This is a genomic window from Adlercreutzia rubneri (assembly GCF_009755265.1).
GTDB lineage: Bacteria > Actinomycetota > Coriobacteriia > Coriobacteriales > Eggerthellaceae > Adlercreutzia > Adlercreutzia rubneri.
Window position 1 is genome coordinate 21,104 of sequence record NZ_WPOO01000017.1, and the last position, 16,418, is coordinate 37,521.

At 62.4% G+C, this 16,418-nt stretch carries 16 protein-coding genes; 6 read left to right on the forward strand and 10 right to left on the reverse strand.

Translation table 11 applies throughout. The features are described 5' to 3' along the window. Positions 1-200: 200 nt before the first annotated feature. Positions 201-1,598, forward strand: a complete 1,398-nt coding sequence (locus GO707_RS09380; RefSeq protein WP_198161069.1) for a helix-turn-helix transcriptional regulator — start codon at positions 201-203, stop codon at positions 1,596-1,598. An 80-nt stretch (positions 1,599-1,678) separates the two neighbouring features. Here GO707_RS09380 and GO707_RS09385 read toward each other — a convergent pair whose 3' ends face one another. From GO707_RS09385 to GO707_RS09395, 3 genes are all read right to left on the reverse strand, one after another. Continuing rightward, on the reverse strand, positions 1,679-3,346 hold the full coding sequence (locus GO707_RS09385) for an FAD-dependent oxidoreductase (protein WP_114539374.1): 1,668 nt from the start codon (positions 3,344-3,346) through the stop codon (positions 1,679-1,681). Positions 3,347-3,558: 212 nt separating this feature from the next. Next, a complete protein-coding gene (locus GO707_RS09390; protein WP_114539373.1) occupies positions 3,559-4,122 on the reverse strand; it encodes a hypothetical protein in 564 nt (187 codons plus the stop codon). 70 nt (positions 4,123-4,192) lie between these two features. Then, on the reverse strand, positions 4,193-4,405 hold the full coding sequence (locus GO707_RS09395) for a helix-turn-helix transcriptional regulator (protein WP_256156564.1): 213 nt from the start codon (positions 4,403-4,405) through the stop codon (positions 4,193-4,195). Between the two features lie 304 nt (positions 4,406-4,709). Between GO707_RS09395 and GO707_RS09400 the strand changes: the two genes are divergently transcribed. Then, positions 4,710-5,150: a GNAT family N-acetyltransferase gene (locus tag GO707_RS09400; protein WP_114539372.1), complete on the forward strand. Its 441-nt coding sequence runs from the start codon at positions 4,710-4,712 to the stop codon at positions 5,148-5,150. Positions 5,151-5,186: 36 nt separating this feature from the next. On the opposite strand, the gene GO707_RS09405 is transcribed toward GO707_RS09400, so the two are convergent. After that, entirely contained in the window at positions 5,187-5,831 is a 645-nt protein-coding gene (locus tag GO707_RS09405; protein WP_114539371.1) for a GyrI-like domain-containing protein, read from the reverse strand. A 286-nt stretch (positions 5,832-6,117) separates the two neighbouring features. Between GO707_RS09405 and arcC the strand changes: the two genes are divergently transcribed. Further along, entirely contained in the window at positions 6,118-7,083 is a 966-nt protein-coding gene (arcC, locus tag GO707_RS09410; protein ID WP_114539370.1) for a carbamate kinase, read from the forward strand. A gap of 3 nt (positions 7,084-7,086) precedes the next feature. On the opposite strand, the gene GO707_RS09415 is transcribed toward arcC, so the two are convergent. Together GO707_RS09415 and GO707_RS09420 are read right to left on the reverse strand one after the other, a co-directional pair. Further along, positions 7,087-8,790 carry a bifunctional aspartate transaminase/aspartate 4-decarboxylase gene (locus GO707_RS09415; RefSeq protein ID WP_114539369.1) on the reverse strand — a complete coding sequence of 568 codons (1,704 nt, stop codon included), beginning with the start codon at positions 8,788-8,790 and terminating at the stop codon, positions 7,087-7,089. Between the two features lie 156 nt (positions 8,791-8,946). Beyond that, the gene (locus GO707_RS09420) at positions 8,947-9,300 is read right to left on the reverse strand and encodes a GIY-YIG nuclease family protein (protein WP_114539368.1); all 354 of its coding nucleotides are present in this window, start codon (positions 9,298-9,300) and stop codon (positions 8,947-8,949) included. 113 nt (positions 9,301-9,413) lie between these two features. Between GO707_RS09420 and GO707_RS09425 the strand changes: the two genes are divergently transcribed. Both GO707_RS09425 and GO707_RS09430 read left to right on the forward strand, forming a co-directional pair. Further along, positions 9,414-9,734: a rhodanese-like domain-containing protein gene (locus GO707_RS09425; protein ID WP_114539367.1), complete on the forward strand. Its 321-nt coding sequence runs from the start codon at positions 9,414-9,416 to the stop codon at positions 9,732-9,734. A 129-nt stretch (positions 9,735-9,863) separates the two neighbouring features. Beyond that, positions 9,864-10,391: an adenine phosphoribosyltransferase gene (locus GO707_RS09430; RefSeq protein ID WP_114539366.1), complete on the forward strand. Its 528-nt coding sequence runs from the start codon at positions 9,864-9,866 to the stop codon at positions 10,389-10,391. A 79-nt stretch (positions 10,392-10,470) separates the two neighbouring features. Here GO707_RS09430 and GO707_RS09435 read toward each other — a convergent pair whose 3' ends face one another. The 3 genes from GO707_RS09435 to GO707_RS09445 all read right to left on the reverse strand — a co-directional run bounded on the left by GO707_RS09435 (position 10,471) and on the right by GO707_RS09445 (position 14,934). Continuing rightward, positions 10,471-12,015, reverse strand: coding sequence for an APC family permease (locus GO707_RS09435; RefSeq protein ID WP_161128329.1), 1,545 nt, complete (start codon positions 12,013-12,015; stop codon positions 10,471-10,473). 225 nt (positions 12,016-12,240) lie between these two features. Beyond that, positions 12,241-14,151 carry a fructose-1,6-bisphosphatase gene (locus GO707_RS09440; protein WP_114539364.1) on the reverse strand — a complete coding sequence of 637 codons (1,911 nt, stop codon included), beginning with the start codon at positions 14,149-14,151 and terminating at the stop codon, positions 12,241-12,243. Positions 14,152-14,283: 132 nt separating this feature from the next. Further along, on the reverse strand, positions 14,284-14,934 hold the full coding sequence (locus GO707_RS09445) for a putative ABC transporter permease (protein ID WP_114539363.1): 651 nt from the start codon (positions 14,932-14,934) through the stop codon (positions 14,284-14,286). A gap of 189 nt (positions 14,935-15,123) precedes the next feature. Between GO707_RS09445 and GO707_RS09450 the strand changes: the two genes are divergently transcribed. Next, positions 15,124-16,167 carry a deoxyguanosinetriphosphate triphosphohydrolase gene (locus GO707_RS09450; RefSeq protein ID WP_157012875.1) on the forward strand — a complete coding sequence of 348 codons (1,044 nt, stop codon included), beginning with the start codon at positions 15,124-15,126 and terminating at the stop codon, positions 16,165-16,167. Here the strand turns inward: GO707_RS09450 and GO707_RS12770 are convergent. Further along, complete coding sequence (locus GO707_RS12770; protein ID WP_181815543.1) at positions 16,164-16,385, reverse strand: 4Fe-4S binding protein; 222 nt, start codon at positions 16,383-16,385, stop codon at positions 16,164-16,166. The genes GO707_RS09450 and GO707_RS12770 overlap by 4 nt on opposite strands. Between the last annotated feature and the right edge of the window lie 33 nt (positions 16,386-16,418).

Genomic DNA, 16,418 nt, shown 5'->3' on the forward strand with positions numbered 1-16,418 from the left:
GCTGTCGGGTGTGCGCTCTCTGGAGGGTGCTTCCGGCTATTCCTCCAGCTCTCGCTCCAGCTGGCGACGGCGGTCGATGGCGCTGTGGAAGGTGGCGGCAAACAGAATGCGCTCGCTCAGAAGTAATATCGATGCTGGGTTCGCGTGCCGTTTTCATTTCGGGTACACTGAAATGCGTCGCAAAGGGAAATGGAGTGGGAATGCCGAAAAAGGGAAGATTGTTCGAAAAATCCGCAGACGCATCAATGGTATTCGTGGTGTTGGCGTTGGCATTCGCCTGGTCGATCGATGCCGGAGCTCCCCTCGAAGGCTATGCCCCCTCGATACGCTTCGATTACCTGCTTTTGGGTTCCTGCTGTGCGCTTGCCGCCCTTATCCCTGGGGCTGTGCGAAAAATGACTTCTTCGGTATGCCCGCGAGGGTTGGTAATCTCGGGGTTTGCGGGGGTTTTGCTGTCAGTGGCGAGTACCTGGGGCGGTGCGATTCTGGCATATGCAGCTGCACTTTGCACGGTTGTCTTCCAAACTGTCGTGCTGTTGGGGTGTTTCGCCAGGCTCTCGCGACTGAAAATGACATTAGTGCTGCTGTGGCTCGCCTTTTGGCTTTGTGCGACGGGGGCTCTCATCGTCGTTATTGCCCTGCTGCCCTCTTCTCTCCATCAAATAATCGCCAACGGCGTGGCGACGGTGCTTATCGTCCTTTTCCTGCTTGCTTCCCGAAAGGGGTTTGTCGTTCCGGGGGATTTGCGGGGAGGTGACATTGACGATAGCGCTTCGCAACCTTTTTTGCCCGTGGGGCTGTTCGTGGTGCAGTTCGCCGTTCTTTTCGTGATCAAGGCATGTGGGGTTATCGCTTCTCCGCACTTTGTCCTTGCATCGGGCCTGGGCTTCGCCATTGCGGCTCTGACGGTTGTCGCTTTCTCCCTCTTCGGAGGCAAGGTCATCAAACTGAAGGGATTGTATAACCTTTCGTTGCTTTGCGCCGAGCTGGCTCTTTTAGCTGCATCGCTGGGAGCGATGGGGTATCTGGCTGCCGGTGCTCTCAACGGAGTGGCCTACGCTTTCTTCGCAGTGTTCTGCTTTGCCGTTTACTGCGCCATCTGCCTGAGACATAGGCTCGATCCGATAAGAATTTTCGCCATCGCCATCGCGTGCGAATGCTTCGCATCGATTGCCGGCATTCAGTTTTGCATGGTCGCGCGCGATGCTGGCATCGACCTGGGAACCATCCTCGTGTTCCTTTCGGCGCTGCTGGCGGTGACCTTCTTGTTCTTGTTCAGCGATGCCCAGTATCGCTCAGATTGGGGAACAAAACGCTCGCGACCTTCCGTTGATAGCGTGATCAAGTACTATTACACTTTGCCGGACGTGTGCACGGCTCTTGCGAAACAGTACGGATTATCGAAGCGGGAGGAAACGGTTCTTCAGCTGCTCGCGCAGAAAAAGACTGCTTCCGACATTGCGACCGAATTGTTCATTTCTATACCAACGGTCAAAACTCATACGCAGAGCATTTACCGGAAATTCGATATACACAGTCGGGCAGAGTTGCTTGCCCTCCTCGATGCCGAGATGCCCGTTTCCGAGGAGGCCGATTAGGCCATTCGTCAAGCGGGCAAGCGCGCCCCGCCCGGTGCCATTGCCCGGGCGGGGCGCGCTGCCTATGCGGGAAGGGCTCGCTAAAGGCCGAGGGCGTCGCAGGCGCTTTCGGCGCAAACGAATCCTGTTGTGCAGGCACCTCCTTGGCATGTTCCACCCATTAATCCATAGGGATAGTCGTTGAAGTACATTGAGCCGTTGTCCTGTCCGGCCGCATAGAGTCCCTCGACGATATCGCCATCGGAATTGACGGCGCGGCACCAGTAATCGGTGCTGACGCCGCCGTTGGTGCCGTAGGCGCAGGCGACGATCTTCGCGGCATAGAAGGGGGCTTTCAGCACGGGAGTTTTTTCTCCGGGCATGGTGCCGAAGGAGTCGGCGTCCGTCCCTGTGGCTGCGTGGTCGTTGTATTCGGCGATAGTGGTGGTGAAGGCGGTGGTATCAATTCCCATTTGGGCCGCCAGACCCTCAAGGGTGTCGTCGACGAATACGGCAGGGCTGTTCTCGCACTCTTTCGCGAAATCTCCTTCGGAAATTCCACTGCCGTAGTTGAAATCGCCGAATCCGCCATACGTTGCGACATGATCGGCGTCGAACACCGCAAAGGCGGCCTTTTGGCTCGATACTGCTGTGTTGAGCATCGAAGTGTTGAGCTCTTCCAGTTTCGCTTCATTGTAGAACCGCACGCCGGCGTGGTTCACGAAGGGAAGTGGCTTGCCTGCGGGCAGGATGGCATCGGGCATATCGACGCGCCAGGAGGGGCACCAGACGGTGAAGATAGTCAGTTGACTGTCCCATGCCGAGCCCTCGATGGTGGTGAGCCCATAATTGACCGTGGTGGGTGCGTGCCGAGCTGCGCCCGCAGCGAGAGCCATGTTGATGCCGTCGCCATCTTGGCCCTCGAAGCTCATGAATTTAATGCGCTCAGCGGGTACGCGCAGCCACTCCTTTCCCATATCCACGTTGCTCGCAAAGCCGCCTGTCGCCATGATGACCGATTTCGCGTTAATGCGAACAATGCCGTCGGCTTCCTGGGCGTAGACGCCTTTGACGGTTCCGTTGTCGACAATGATGTTTACAGCGGGGGTTTCCAACCTGAAATCAAGATTGTCCAAGGTCTCTCCGTACTCCCATAAGGGCGTGAGAACTCCCGTGCCGATGTTCATCCAGTTGCCTTGAGCGTCAACAGGGCTGTAGTGGGGCTTTTTGGGGTTTCCGCTGTAAACCAGGCTGGCACCATGGGATACGGCCCAGTCAACAGCTTTGCCGCTAAAGTCGAAGTAGGTTTGGAAAGCCTCTGTTTTGGCCCCCCAGTTGTGCCAATCCATAAGGGCCGTATAAATGCCGTTGAGATCGCTAGCCTCACCCGTGGCACGTTGCTGCTCTCCATCGAATGCGGTGAGGCCCTCGGTGATCGTGGAAGTTCCCCCTTTGGCAGTTGTCTTCTCGAGCCAAATAACATGGGCGCCGCGCTCTGCCGCCCTGATGGCGGCAAAAGTGCCGGCGCTTCCCGATCCTACGACGACCACGTCTGCGTCTTCGGTACGGACGATGTCCTTCTCGGTTACATCGAGCGTGCGCGCATAGGCCGGGTAGGTCGGGGTGATAACCTGATCGCTTCCCGTTTCTGCCGTAGGTGTGCCCGAACTGCTCTCGGTGGAAGAGCAGCCGACGAGTCCTAAAGCTGCAATGCCCGAAACGGCTGCGCCTCCAATCAAGAAGTTGCGACGTGTAACTGATTTCTCCATGATGCCCTCCTTTACGTGAATGCCTCGCGTCGGTGGATTCCTCGTTGGAACTGCCGACGTCTCGGTGCCATGATCGGAGAAACGAGAGAATCGCGGGCATTATGAATGGGATGAAAAGGCGTCGAAGAGGGATGAGAAAGGGGATGAAAAAGGTCGTTTGACCCGGTTAGGGGCTATTCGTCCACGTACAGCGCGGAACTGTTGCGTGGCGCTTATTCCTCCAGTTTGCGCTCCAGTTGGCGGCGGCGGTCGATGGCGCTGCGGAAGGTGGCGGCGAACAGTACGAACGCCAGAATGAACGCCAGGGTGAAGTACACGATGCCGATGGCGATGTCCCCGCCCCACATCACGTTCTCTATGCCGACGATCTGCACTTCCGCGAGAATGCGCATGGCTGTTGTGGTGATGCCCAGTCCGAGGCCGCACAGAAGGGCCACCAAGGCCACGTAGTCCCAAGGGATGCGATCCGATTGGGCGATGCGCGCGTGGGTGTCGAAGGCGCCGCTGCGCACTTGCAGGTAGGTGGAAATGAGCCCCGAGCCGAGAATCACAATGAGCAGGGCGGTATCCACGGGGAAGACCGATTGGCCCAAAGGCGTGAGCAGGGGATGGCCGGTCGTTTCGGCCACCTGGTTCAGCATGATGCCGTAGTACAGGCACAGCGCCGAGCCGATAATGAGAATGGTGTAGCCAATGGCGGCGCAGCGGTTCGCCTCGGCCGCCAGGCGCTCGTCCTTCGGCCCCATGATTTCATTCCAGCGATCGATGATCTTCATAACGGAACCTCCTCGTTCCAGGGTGGTGTCGTGACGGTAGGGTGGCTTCTGTTTCGAGCATGAGTTCTGCTCACGATGCGTCGTCGTCCCAAAACAAGTCATTCAGGGTGACTCCCAGAGTTTTGCAAATGGCGACGCACAACTTGAGGCTCGGGTTGTAGCGTCCCGCCTCGATAAGCCCGATGGTCTGTCGCGTGGCGCCCACGGCCTCGGCGAGATCGCTCTGGGAAAGACCGCGCCGCGTGCGGGCAACTTTCATCCGCAGGTTCTTCTCTTCTCTCACGAAGCGCCTCGCTCCTTTCTGGATATTTTCCGCCACGTCGCGTTTGGGTGGCGTGCGCCCACGGCTCTCGCAGATTTCTAGAAATGTAAAATATATCTTGCATTTGTAAAGTATATATTGCATTTCAGAGTTGTCAAGGGGGCATGTTGGTTCAGCGGAATGGGAATGGTCGGCGCGGGGAGGGTGTAGGGTACAATAGCTCCATCAGTTGAAATAGGCGGATGAGGGGCCCGTGAGCTGATGCCACGCTGGTGAACTCGATGGATGCCATCGAAGGGTAACGCGACCGAGAGAAAGGCTGGCTATGGAATTGGTTGCGAAGCGGTTTAACGAACTGAGTCTGGACGAGTACCACGAGCTTTTGAAGCTGCGTTGCGCGGTGTTTCTCGTGGAGCAGCAGAGTCCCTACCAGGAGGTGGACGATGCCGACAAGGAGGCCATCCACCTGTACTTCCGCAACGATGAGGGGGCGCTTGCCGCCTATGCGCGGGTGCTGCCGGCCGGCGTCACGCACCCGACGGCCTCCATCGGGCGCGTCATCGCCGTGGAGCGCGGATGCGGCATGGGTCGTCGCATTATGGAAGAGGCCATCCGCGTGGCCCAGCAGGAGCTGAACGCCGACGTCATCACTATCGAGGCCCAGGCCTACGCCCAGGGCTTCTACGAGAGGCTCGGTTTCGTGCGCACCTCCGACGAGTTCGACGACGGCGGCATCATGCACGTGGAGATGAAGCTCACACGCTAGCCTCGCGGTCGCACGGGATGCCGCAGAGCATTCGCGCTAGCCTCGCGGCCGCACGGGATGCCGCAGAACCGTTTTCAGCTTCTCGGGCGCGGTGCGGCGCGGATCCGACAGGTAAATCTCGTGGTGGTGGCGCCCCTCGGCCGTGTCCGACATATCGTTCGCGAGCCCCTGCTCGGCGACGAAGGCATCGAGCAGCGCCACCGTGGCCGGCTCGTCGTCGTAGGGGCCCAGATGCATGATCTGGGCGCACAGGCCCTCGTCGATGGTCAAAAGCTCGGCGGCTGTTGTGTCCAGCCCCTTCTTGCGCGCCGCCTCCGTCTGGGCCCAGGCGAATTCCTCGGGCGTCACGAAGTCGGGCAGGCGAATGGCCGCAATCCAGTGGAACGTCGCCTTGTTCGCGAAGTCGACGCCCTCCACGCCCGGCTGCCACCAGAAGCCCTCCAACGGGGGCACTACGAAATCGTAGTAGCCGTCGATGCGGTGGTCGCCCATTTTCGACATCTTGATGGTATAGGCGATGGCGTACAGCACGCCGACAGCCTCCTTGTAGGCGCCGCCCTCCACGTTGGGATCGCCCTCGCCGCGCACGGCCACAAAGGTCATCGGCGGCACGCTCACCAGTTCCGGCGTGCGTTTCGGCAAGTAGAACTCCTTGTATTCCTTCTTGAAATCGAACGCCACGGAAGCTCCTTCCGATGTAAGGGTGAATTGGCGGATAGCGCTATGCTACCACAGGCTGCGGGTCGGATACTCGCCAAGGGCGTACGGCTTCGGCGCGCCTCGCATCTTCGCGTGTCGTTTGCGTCGACCTCCTCCGACGATCGAGGCGGCTGCTTAGGCGATCGCGTGGCGGCGTCCCTCCCATCGGCGCGATCGGCAACGGCCCCGTGCCAGCTTGCCGTTCGCAAGGCGTCTTCTGCCTTGCCTTTGCTACGGTGGGACGGAGCGTGAGAAAGGAGTTGCGAACATGTTACAGAGCGAACTGGACGGCAAGCGCGTGGTGGTGGCCCTGGGTGGTAATGCCTTGGGGGAGACGCCGGGCGAGCAGCTGAAGCTTTTGGAAAACACGTCGAAGAATCTGGCCCACATGGTGAAGGAGGGCATCAACGTCGTGGTGACCCATGGCAACGGCCCGCAGGTCGGCATCATCGACGAGGCGTTCGAAGTGGCGTCGAAGGACAAGGATGCCCAGGTGCCGCCCATGCCGCTCTCCGATTGCAACGCCATGAGCCAGGGATACATCGGGGCCCAGCTCTCCTGCACGCTGCGCAACGAGTTTCGCCGGCAGGACATCATGCGCGAGGTGGCCAACGTGCCGACCCATGTGGTGGTCGACGCCGACGACCCCGCTTTCAAGGATTACGAGAAGCCCATCGGCGCCTTCATGACCGAGACCGAGGCCCGCGTCTTCGCGAAGGCCACGGGATACCAGGTGCGCGAGGACTCCGGTCGCGGCTGGCGGCGCGTGGTGCCGAGCCCCGTGCCCCAGGACATCGTGGAGCTGGAGACCGTCCGCGATCTCATGGAAGACGGCTGCGTGGTGATCGCGGCCGGGGGCGGCGGAATTCCCGTCACGGTGCGCGACGGCGTGCATACCGCCGTGGACGCCATCGTGGACAAAGACCTCACGAGTGCGATTCTCGCCTGGCGCGTGCGGGCCGACATCCTCGTCATCCTGACGGCGGTGGAGAAGGTCTACCTCGATTTCGGGAAGCCGACGCAGAAGGCCCTCGACGCCATGGCCGTCTCCGAGGCCCGCGCCTACATGGAGCAGGGACAGTTCGCGCCCGGTTCCATGCTGCCGAAGGTGCAGGCCTGCGTGAAGTTCGTGGAGGCGCACCCGGGCGGCCGCGCCGTCATCACTTCGCTCGACCACGCCGCCGCCGGCCTGCGCGGCGAAACCGGCACGCTTATCGTGGCTGACGAGAAGTAGCGGCTACTTCTCCGTCTTCCATACCTCGGCGTAGTCGGCCAGCATGGCCGAGAGGCGCTGGCCGATGGCGATGTAGTCGTCGGCGTTCAGGTTCGCCAGCGATACGCGCACCGACCATTCTGGGGCGTCGAAGCCGTGGCCGTCCATGAGCACGACGCCGGTGTCCTGGGCGAGTCGCACCACGATGTCCAGCGAGTCGTAGTTTTCCTTCAGCCACGCGAAGAAGTCGGCACCGTACAGGCGCGTGGCCCAGATACTCAAGTCGATCACCGAGTAGTAGCCGGCGCGCTCGGGGTCGGGCTCAAGCGTCCAGCCGAGGCTCTTCCACAGAAGGCCCAGACGGTGTTGCACGAGCTGCTGCATCTTCGTGCGGTATGCGTCGTGATCGTCCAGCAGGCAGTACAGCGCGAACAGCGACATCATCACCTGCTGGGGCGTGCCGAGTCCCGCCGTGCCGTTTAGGGCCACGAGCCGCGAGTCGGCCACCATGCGGTCGGTGAACTTCACCTTCTCTATATGGTCGGTGAGGCACGCGTAGCGGTTCGCGAGCGCCCGCTTCTTGTCGTCGGGCAGCTTCGCGATGAGGTCGTCGAACACGTTGTTCTGCGCCGTGGCAATGACGGCCAGCCGCCAGCCGGTGGCGCCGAAGTACTTCGAGAACGAGTACACGCAGGCGGTGTTGTAGGGCAGATCGTCCAGAAGCGACCGGTAGTGGGGAACGAAGGTGCCGTAGACGTCATCACTGATGATGATGAGGTCGGGCCGCTCGTTCTTCACGAGGCTGACGAGCTTGGCCCGCGAGGCATCGTCCAAGGCCACCGACGGCGGGTTGGACGGGTTCACGAGACACAACAGCTTAATGGACGGGTCGCGTAGTTTCTCCAGCTCGCTGTCGGGGTACTGCCAAGTGTGCAGCCCGTCCGCATCGATGGTGTTCGCCTGGATGTAGGTGACGTCCAGGTCGTAGTCGTTCAGGGTGGGGATGTTCAGATACGGCGTGAAAATGGGGGTCATGAGCGCGATGCGGTCGCCCGGGTTCACGAGGAAGTTGCACTTCAGGCTGTAGAACAGGTAGCACATGGCCGCCGTGCCGCCCTCGGTGGCGAACAGGTCGTAGGGGGTCGCGGGCGCGTGGCCGTCGTCCAGGGCCTTCACCAGGTAACGGTTGACGATCTCTTGGGTGTAGCGCAGGATGCGGTCGGGCATGGGGTACTCGTCCCCGGCGATGCCGCCGGTCCACTCGTGGACGAGCTCGTCGCCGGCCAGGCCCTCGGCATCCAGGTAGTCCCAGGCGCGCTTGAGGAACTGCGCGGGCTTCTCGCGCCCGTGCTCGTCAAGGAAGGCGAGGAAACGCGCGGCGGCGCCCTCGGCGGCGGGCATGCCCGCCAGGTCGAAGTCCGGCTCGTCCATGGTGCGGCGCGCCTCTTCCATGGCAAAGGCGCCCAGCAGGAAGAAGGCCTCGCGGGGCAGCGTGGTTATCCAGTTCGGGTTGCCGCGCCCGGCGTTCAGCAGGGTGCGCGTGGTGCCCTCATCGCCCTTCTTGGCCATCTTCACCAGGAGGTTTTTCACCTCGAAGGGCGACATGGCCCCGAGGGATTCCTCGAAGGCGCGATCGTCGTTGGCCTTGATGCCGGCCTCGATGGCGGCGGGGGAGTCGGTGGCAGCGGTGCCGGCACCGTGGGAAGTCGAAGGGGTGGAAGTGCTCATGGGGCGTCCTTTCTCGCGTTGGCCCCATTGTGCCGCGCGCGAGCGCAGATGCCCCTCGCGTGCCGTCACCTGTAAGGAAAGTGAGAACCTCGAAGGTTCGTTTTGGCGCAGCCGCTTAAATTGCGCGCAGCCGCTCGTTCAGCCGCACGCAGTCGGTTACTTCCACAGAAGCGAGGCACTCTCGTCGCGCTCGAGGCATAAATCGCGCAGCTGCTCCAATTCCTCCTTGTAGTCGGCGGGATCATCCGACTCGTCGCGGTAATCGAGCTCTTCCAGCACTTCCACCTGGAAGTTCTCCTCACCGTAGCGCCGCCAAAGCTCCAGCAGATGCCGGTTGGGATGGTAATCCGAGTTCAACTTGAACGTGACGCCGTTGGTGTCGCCGGGGATGTTGCGCGATGCCAGAAGGAAGCTCTCTCCCGTAGGCGCGCAGCGAAACGACAGCACGCCCATAGGCGGCCGACTGGTGCGATACGCTTCTTTCAGTTCGCGTTTGCGCTGGTTGTTCATCGATGCCTCCTGTCCGTTGAAATTTAGTGATCGAGAGTGCGCGCGAATAGGCGGGAACGCAGAGTATCATAAGCGGCAGCAAGCAAAAATAACTTCACAAGGAGGATGCAGCGATGGGACTGATGGATTTTCTGAAACCGGCCGATATCAACGCCGGCGTGGAGGAGTTCCGCGCGACGCCCGGCGCGCGACTGATCGATGTGCGCACGGCGGGGGAATACGCGGGCGGCCACATTCCCGGCGCGGTGAACGTGCCGCTGCAGCAGATCGGCGCCATCGCGAGCGAGGTGCCCGACAAGAGCACGCCGCTGTTCGTGTACTGCATGAGCGGGGCGCGCAGCCAGCAGGCGGTCGGCGCCCTCAAGCAGATGGGCTACACCGACGCGCGCAACATCGGCGGCATCGGCAGCTGGCGCGGAGACGTAGAACGCTAGGGCCATCGCTCGGCTTACGGCCCCCACAGGAGAGGACCGCGACGGTTACAGTGAAGCTTCGAAGTTGGCCGAAACCTCGCCAGGCGAGTGCGTCTCAGCGAAAATAGGCGGTGCGAGAAAGGATGCCCCATGCGCCCCTATGAGGAATTAATCGTCGACATTCCGAACTATCCGAAGCCCGGGGTCGTGTTCAAAGACCTCACGCCGGCCTTCGCTGACGCCGACGCCTTCGCCGCCATGGTAGACGATCTGGCGGCCCATTTCGCCGATCACGGCATTACCAAGGTGGTGGGCGCCGAGGCCCGCGGGTTCATCGTGGGCGCGGCCGTGGCGCTGCGGCTGGGAGCCGGGTTCGTTCCCTGTCGCAAGCCGGGCAAGCTGCCGCGCACGGTGCTGCGCGAGTCCTATGCGCTGGAATACGGCACCGACGTGCTGGAAATTCACGCCGACGCGCTCACCTCCGACGATGTGGTGCTCATCGTGGACGATCTGGTGGCCACGGGCGGCACCACGACGGCCATGGTGCGTCTCGTTCGCGCAAGCGGCGCCCGCCTCGTCGGCTTCGGGTTTGTCGTGGAGCTCGCCTTCCTCGACCCTCGTGCCGTTATCGCCGCCGAGACCGACGCCGAGGTATTCTCGCTCGTTGCCGTTGATTAGACAGCTAGGGCGCGGCCCCCGGAGGCAGCTACGGCGCAGCGTCTGGCAGATGATAGGAAGAGCGAGAGAGCCGCTCTTCCTATCCCAAAAACAACAGGTTCATCAGCACGTTGAGGGCGAACAGTCCTACGATGATGAGCGCGAACAGGCCGATGCGGCGGGTGTCGCCCACCGCGAGACCGGTTTTCGGGTCGATCGGGTGCGCCGAGGGGTTCTCCATGGTAAGGCCGCCATAGACCTTCTTGAAGATGACGTAGGCGACAACGCCCGAGACGAGGAACGCCACGGTGGCGAAGAAGTTCGCGACGGGGTTCAAGCACAGGGTGAACGTGGCGATGCCGAAAGCCAGCGCCGAGTACAAGCGCACGCCCACCTTGCCGCCGCCGATGACGAACATGTCGGCGGGGCGATCCTGCACAGGGTACATTTTCCGCAGCTTCAAGACGATGAAACCGAGGAACATGTAGCGCGCCAAGATGAAGATGATGTTCATCTCGATGATGGTGGTGAAGTCGAACTGCGAGAAGATAAGCGATGAGACGGCAATGGTGAGCACGCCGATGTAGGGGCTGCGACCTGCGCGATCGACTTTGCGGATGAAGCGAGGGAACAGGTTGTCCTCAGAGAGCACCCAGAAGCTGCGCGATCCGCTCGCCAGATACGTGTTATAGATCGTGCACTGGCTCATAATGGCGATAACAAGGAACAGCACGACGCCGGAGTGCCCAAGCACCGTCGAGAAGATCGTGCCGTAGCCCAGCACGTCGGAAGAGAAGCCGCCGTCGATGCCCCATTGGGTCCAAGAGCCGGCCGGGTAGGCCGCAAGGCAGGCGAGGGTGGGCAGCACGTAAGACAAGGCGATGAGCGGCAGCGCGATGCGGAAGCCCTTTGCCACATTGCGGGACGAGTCCTCGTATTCGCCGGACATGGCGGCAATGCACTCGTAGCCGCAGTACATCCAGATACCGATGGAAAGCGAGTCCACCAAACAGCTCATAGGGGCCTCGGGGTTGGCAAGGATGGGGTCGAAGGGGTTGGTCTGCCAGTTGACGAGGCCGAACACGACGGCCATGCCGAACACGAGGATGATGAGCACCGAGAAAAACGAGCTGATGCGCTCGACTTCCACAAGTCCCACCAGGTTGATGACGGTGAAGCTCGCCACGACGAGCAGCTTCACGCCGAAGGTGCCGGCATCGTCCAGCGAGAGCAGCTGCGAGGTGTAGCCACCGACCATGGCGATGTAGGCGCCCGATGAGATGTAGGTGTCCATGGAGGTCCACCAGCCGGCCTGAAAGCCCCAGAATTCCCCGAAGGTCTCCTTGGCCCAGGCGTAGATGCCGCCCTCGCGCGGCAGAATGGCGTTGGCCTCGGCAACGAGGCGACTGATGGGGCGCGCCCAAACGAAGGGCAGCACGATCAGAATGATAAGAGTGAGGCCCGGGCCGGCGGAGGGAATGATCTCCTCGATGCCGAAGGCACCGGCCGATACCAGGCAGAAGAGCATAAACGCAATGCCAAGAGCGCTGATTTTGCTCTTGCGGAGGTTGCCGACGGTTCCATCAGGAGAAGCCGGCGGGAAGAAGTCTTCGCTGCCCGGAGGGAGCGCATCTTTGGCAGACAAGCTCAAACCACCCCAATCGTTGTATGAGAAATGCGACAAGGACGAAGTGTAGCCCATCGGGGGTGGTTTAGCGAGGGATGTTTCGTGCATGCGCACAAACGGCCGCCCCGCGGTGACGACGGCTCTTCGCGCGAAGCAATCGGCGTCTTGGCGCCCCTGGGGCGGCGTTGCAGTGCCGGCTTCAATTGCCCGAGTAGGGGCTCATCGAAGCCGGCGTGCGGGCAGCTAGAGCAAGGTGCGCAAAAGCGCGATGCGTTCGCGCAGGCACGCTCCCTCGTCGGTGTCGGCCACCGTGCGGGGCATGTCGTAGGCGGCAAGCACGCGGCGCTCGGCATGGATGTCGGCGGTACCCTCCACGGCGGCGTCGCGGGAGATGAGCGGCTCGTTGGCATCGAGGAACAGCCCCTCAGCGTTCGAAACGAGCGTAAAGCCCGCCAGTCCCGTCGTCTTCTGGTAGGCCGCCGAGAAGCCGCCATCGATGCAGAGCACCCGCCCGCCCGCCTTCACGGGGTCCTCGCCGTCCTTCACCTTCACCGGCACGTGCCCGCAGATGATGCGCGAGGTGGCCGGATCCATGCCGAAGTCGCGGAAGATGCCGTCGACGACCGCTTCGTCATCGAGCAGCGAGTAGAACGGGTTCTTCACTTCTTTGCGGGCCGCTTTGTCGGCGATGAGGTACAGCTCGAAGGTGGCCATCTTGCTCTTGGCGAACAGGGGCGAGCCAGGGCCGAGCCACAGGTACCACAGCATGTCGAGCCCGCGCTTGCGCTCGGCCTCGTCGGTGGCCGAGAACGCCGCGCGCACCGAGGCGTCCACCATGTCGTAGAGGGCGCGACCCCGGTAGGTCTTGCCGAACAGGGTCACTTCCAGAAGCGATCCGTCGTCGGCCAGGGGCACGCAGGCGTGCAGCATGAGGTTGCCGTTCTCGATCTTGTACAGGCTGCCCCGATCCAGGAAAAAGCGCATGTGGCGCTGCAGGCGCTCGCTGCCGGTGAACGCGGCGCACAGCTGCTCGATGACAGCGGCCTCGTCCTCGGTGAGGCGGTAGGGGTCGTCCCAGTCGACGGTGGGGAAGGTTGTGTCCAGCAGCTCGTACTCGACGCCGTCCACGACGACCGTTCCGCGCTTACGGTCGATCAGGTGCAGAAGGTTACGATCGTCCAGGCCGAACGAGGGGTTCTCGGCGATAAGTGCCGCCTCCACCTTGAACTGGATAACGGCCATGGCCTTCTGGACCTTCTCGGTGAGGCGCGTCTCGGCCTCGGAAAGCCCCGGATTGCCCTTCAGGGCAAAGGCGGCGCAGGGGTCGTTCGCGTAGGCGTCGGCGGCGAAGGTGGCCAAGGGGCGCAGGTTGATGCCGTAAGCGTCCTCCAGAATGGACAGGTTGCCGTAGCGGGCGCAGATGCGCACAACGTTGGCCACGCTGCCGGGGCTGCCGGCAGCGGCGCCCATCCACAGGATGTCGTGGTTGCCCCACTGCACATCGACGTTGGGGTAGGAGAGGAGCTCGTCCATGATGAGCTGGGGCGCCGGCCCGCGGTCGTACACGTCGCCGATGAGGTGCAGCTGGTCGACGACGAGGTGCTGGATGAGAGCGCCCAGCACCTCCAGGAGGGCCGGGCCCTCGCCGGAGGCGACGAGGCTTTCGATGATCGCCTCGCGATAGGGCTGTCGGGCCGGCGTGCTGCGCCCGGCGACGAGCTCCTCAGCGATGGCGAGGTCGTCAGGCAGAAGCGCGCGCACTTCGTCGATGGTGCGGTCGCCGGCGGCCCGACGAGCGATTTTGGCCAGGCGCGCGGCGGCTTCGGCAAGCCATGCGTCGGCGTCTTCGACGTGCCCCAAAGCGTAAGCGCAATGTTCGGCAGGATAGCAGGCGAGTGCGAGCAGCGCGGCTTTCTCGTCGTCGTTCAGCGTGCTGCCGAAAACGTCCTCGATGAGCGCGCGCACCGCGCCTGAGCCACCGCGCAGCACATGGGAGAAGGCGTTGTACTCGCCGTGGATGTCCGAGGCGAACAGCTCGGTTGAGCGCGGTAGCGTAAGGCGCCCCTCCAGCTCCGCGATTTCCGCCGCCACGTCGGCTCGTGTCGGGTACAGCTCGGAAAGTGCCTCCGTGTACGCCCACCCGCTTGCTTCCATAAACGCCTCCTTGCGTCCGTGCCCCGCGTCAGTTGCATCGCCCTATTGTATCTGCTTGGGCGTGCCTGTGCAGCGCGGGCGCGCAAAATTGGCGCTTCGGAATGCGAGAGGGCGGGCGAGTCGCATTGCTGCCTAGTACTTCTCCCAGAGCTTCAGCTCCAGGTAGGAGGCGGTCACGCAGGCGGCGAAGCCGACGATGATGAGGGCGAAGGCGACGTTGGCCGCCTTGGGGGAGAGCCGCGAGAAGCCCTCGCAGACGAGCGGGAAGATGACCCATACATATATCATGGCCACCAGTCCGATGAAGAAGTCGTTCACGAGCCACGCCTGGCCGAACACGTTGCCTGGCAGTTGGGAGTTGTCCCAGAAGGGGTATTCGCCGGTCGTGGGATCGGGCTGGTTGATGAGCCAGCCCATGACCAGCTCCAGCACCATGGCCGCGAGAATAGCAATGACGAGCGATTCCAGAAACGCGCCCCACAGCGTTTTGCGGTGCAGGATCAGCCGCTCCTTCAAAGGCTCGATGAGCAGCGTCATGAACACCGCGCCGAAGCCGTAGACCCAGTAGGGGTGATACCACGGGTCGGTCCATACGGCGTAGTCGTCGGCCACAATGCCGAAGAGGCGGTCCATAAGCCAGCAGTAGGGCATCTCGAGCCAATGCCCCAAGATGCAGCACAGGCAGAAGCAGACGATAAGCGCGCGCCAGAAATCCCACGTGCGCGGCGCGAAGTAGCCTATCTCGTCTTTCTCGGTCAGTTTATGTATCCTGAGAAACGCCATGGCTGCTTCTTCTCTTCGGCTCCTTCGACCCCTTCGGACGGTCGATAGCTCAAGGGTACTCCCTGAAACGCCCGCGCGACGCCGCGATCGCCTTCCATCGTTCAGCTTTTGACTCAACGTTGCTTGCCTGTTGCCGAACGGGCTTTCTGGAATTTGCTACACTGAGAACATCCGTGGAAGGGAGGATGTATGCGCGTTGTGTATCGGGAAGACCAGCAGCAGCGGGAGCACGAGGTGCTCTCCGAGGAGGCCGCCTTCGCCGACGGCACCGAGGGGCGCCGCTCCTCCAGCGAGCCTGACGCGCTGCGCACCGACTACCAGCGCGATCGCGACAAGATCTTGCACTCGAAATCGTTTCGGCGGCTTTCCCACAAGACCCAGGTGTTCCTCGCTTCCGAGGGCGATCACTTCCGCACGCGGCTCACGCACACGTTGGAAGTGGCGCAGATTGCCCGCACCATCACGCGGGCGCTCGGGCTGAACGAGGATCTGACCGAGGCCATCTCGCTCGGCCACGATCTGGGCCACACCCCCTTCGGACATACCGGCGAGGCGGCGCTGGCCGCGTGCCTCGCGCGCCATAAGGGGCTCGCGCCCGGCACGCCCGAGGCCGCGGCGCTCTACCGCCACAACGAGCAGTCGGTGCGCGTGGTGGAGCGCATCGAGAACGGCGGCGCGGGTCTGAACCTCACTTTCGAGGTGCGCGACGGCATCTTGAACCATACGGGCGACCTGCAGGCCGAAACCTGCGAGGGCCGCATCGTGGGCACCGCCGATCGCATTGCGTACGTGAACCACGACATCGACGACGCCATCCGTGCAGGGATTCTGCGCGAGGCCGATCTGCCGGATACGACCCATCGGGTGCTCGGCGCCAACCACTCGGCCCGCATCGAGACGCTGGTCACCGACATGGTGCGCACCTCGGCAGAGACGGGGGGTATCGCCATGAGCCCCGAGGTGTGGGACGCCATGATGGAGCTGCGGGCGTTTCTGTTCGAAAACGTGTACACGGCGCCTTCGGTCATGGCCGAGGTGGAGAAGGCGAAGCACTTGCTGGCGGATCTGTTCGACTACTACGCCGCGCATATCGACGAGGTGCCCGAGGACTACCGCGCCATCTCCGAGGGCGACGATCTGCGTGCCGTCACCGACTACATCGCCGGCATGACCGATCGCTACGCCACCGCCACCTACCAGCGCCTGTTCATCCCCCACGCCCTTTCGTATTAGAGAAGGCGGCGGCCCTTCTTCAGCTGGTACAGCTCGTAGGGGCGCGTGACGGCGCCGAGGCGGCAGGCGCGGAAGCACATCCCGCAATGGCGGCAAAGCGTCTGGTCGATGACGGGCACGGGGCTCGCCGTCGTAAGGGCCCCGTGGGGGCACACTTTCTGGCAGGCTCCGCAGCGACAGCACAGGTGGTTGTCTATGACGTAGTAGGTCTGGCGCACCGTCTCTCCTTCGCTCCTCGTTGCGGCTGTCGT

Bases quoted from the DNA above. Each gene is read 5' to 3' on its own strand.
- GO707_RS09380 (WP_198161069.1), top strand. From the start codon at position 201: ATGCCGAAAAAGGGAAGATTGTTCGAAAAATCCGCAGACGCATCAATG.
- GO707_RS09385 (WP_114539374.1), bottom strand. From the start codon at position 3,346: ATGGAGAAATCAGTTACACGTCGCAACTTCTTGATTGGAGGCGCAGCC.
- GO707_RS09390 (WP_114539373.1), bottom strand. From the start codon at position 4,122: ATGAAGATCATCGATCGCTGGAATGAAATCATGGGGCCGAAGGACGAG.
- GO707_RS09400 (WP_114539372.1), top strand. From the start codon at position 4,710: ATGGAATTGGTTGCGAAGCGGTTTAACGAACTGAGTCTGGACGAGTAC.
- arcC (WP_114539370.1), top strand. From the start codon at position 6,118: ATGTTACAGAGCGAACTGGACGGCAAGCGCGTGGTGGTGGCCCTGGGT.
- GO707_RS09415 (WP_114539369.1), bottom strand. From the start codon at position 8,790: ATGAGCACTTCCACCCCTTCGACTTCCCACGGTGCCGGCACCGCTGCC.
- GO707_RS09420 (WP_114539368.1), bottom strand. From the start codon at position 9,300: ATGAACAACCAGCGCAAACGCGAACTGAAAGAAGCGTATCGCACCAGT.
- GO707_RS09425 (WP_114539367.1), top strand. From the start codon at position 9,414: ATGGGACTGATGGATTTTCTGAAACCGGCCGATATCAACGCCGGCGTG.
- GO707_RS09430 (WP_114539366.1), top strand. From the start codon at position 9,864: ATGCGCCCCTATGAGGAATTAATCGTCGACATTCCGAACTATCCGAAG.
- GO707_RS09440 (WP_114539364.1), bottom strand. From the start codon at position 14,151: ATGGAAGCAAGCGGGTGGGCGTACACGGAGGCACTTTCCGAGCTGTAC.
- GO707_RS09445 (WP_114539363.1), bottom strand. From the start codon at position 14,934: ATGGCGTTTCTCAGGATACATAAACTGACCGAGAAAGACGAGATAGGC.
- GO707_RS09450 (WP_157012875.1), top strand. From the start codon at position 15,124: ATGCGCGTTGTGTATCGGGAAGACCAGCAGCAGCGGGAGCACGAGGTG.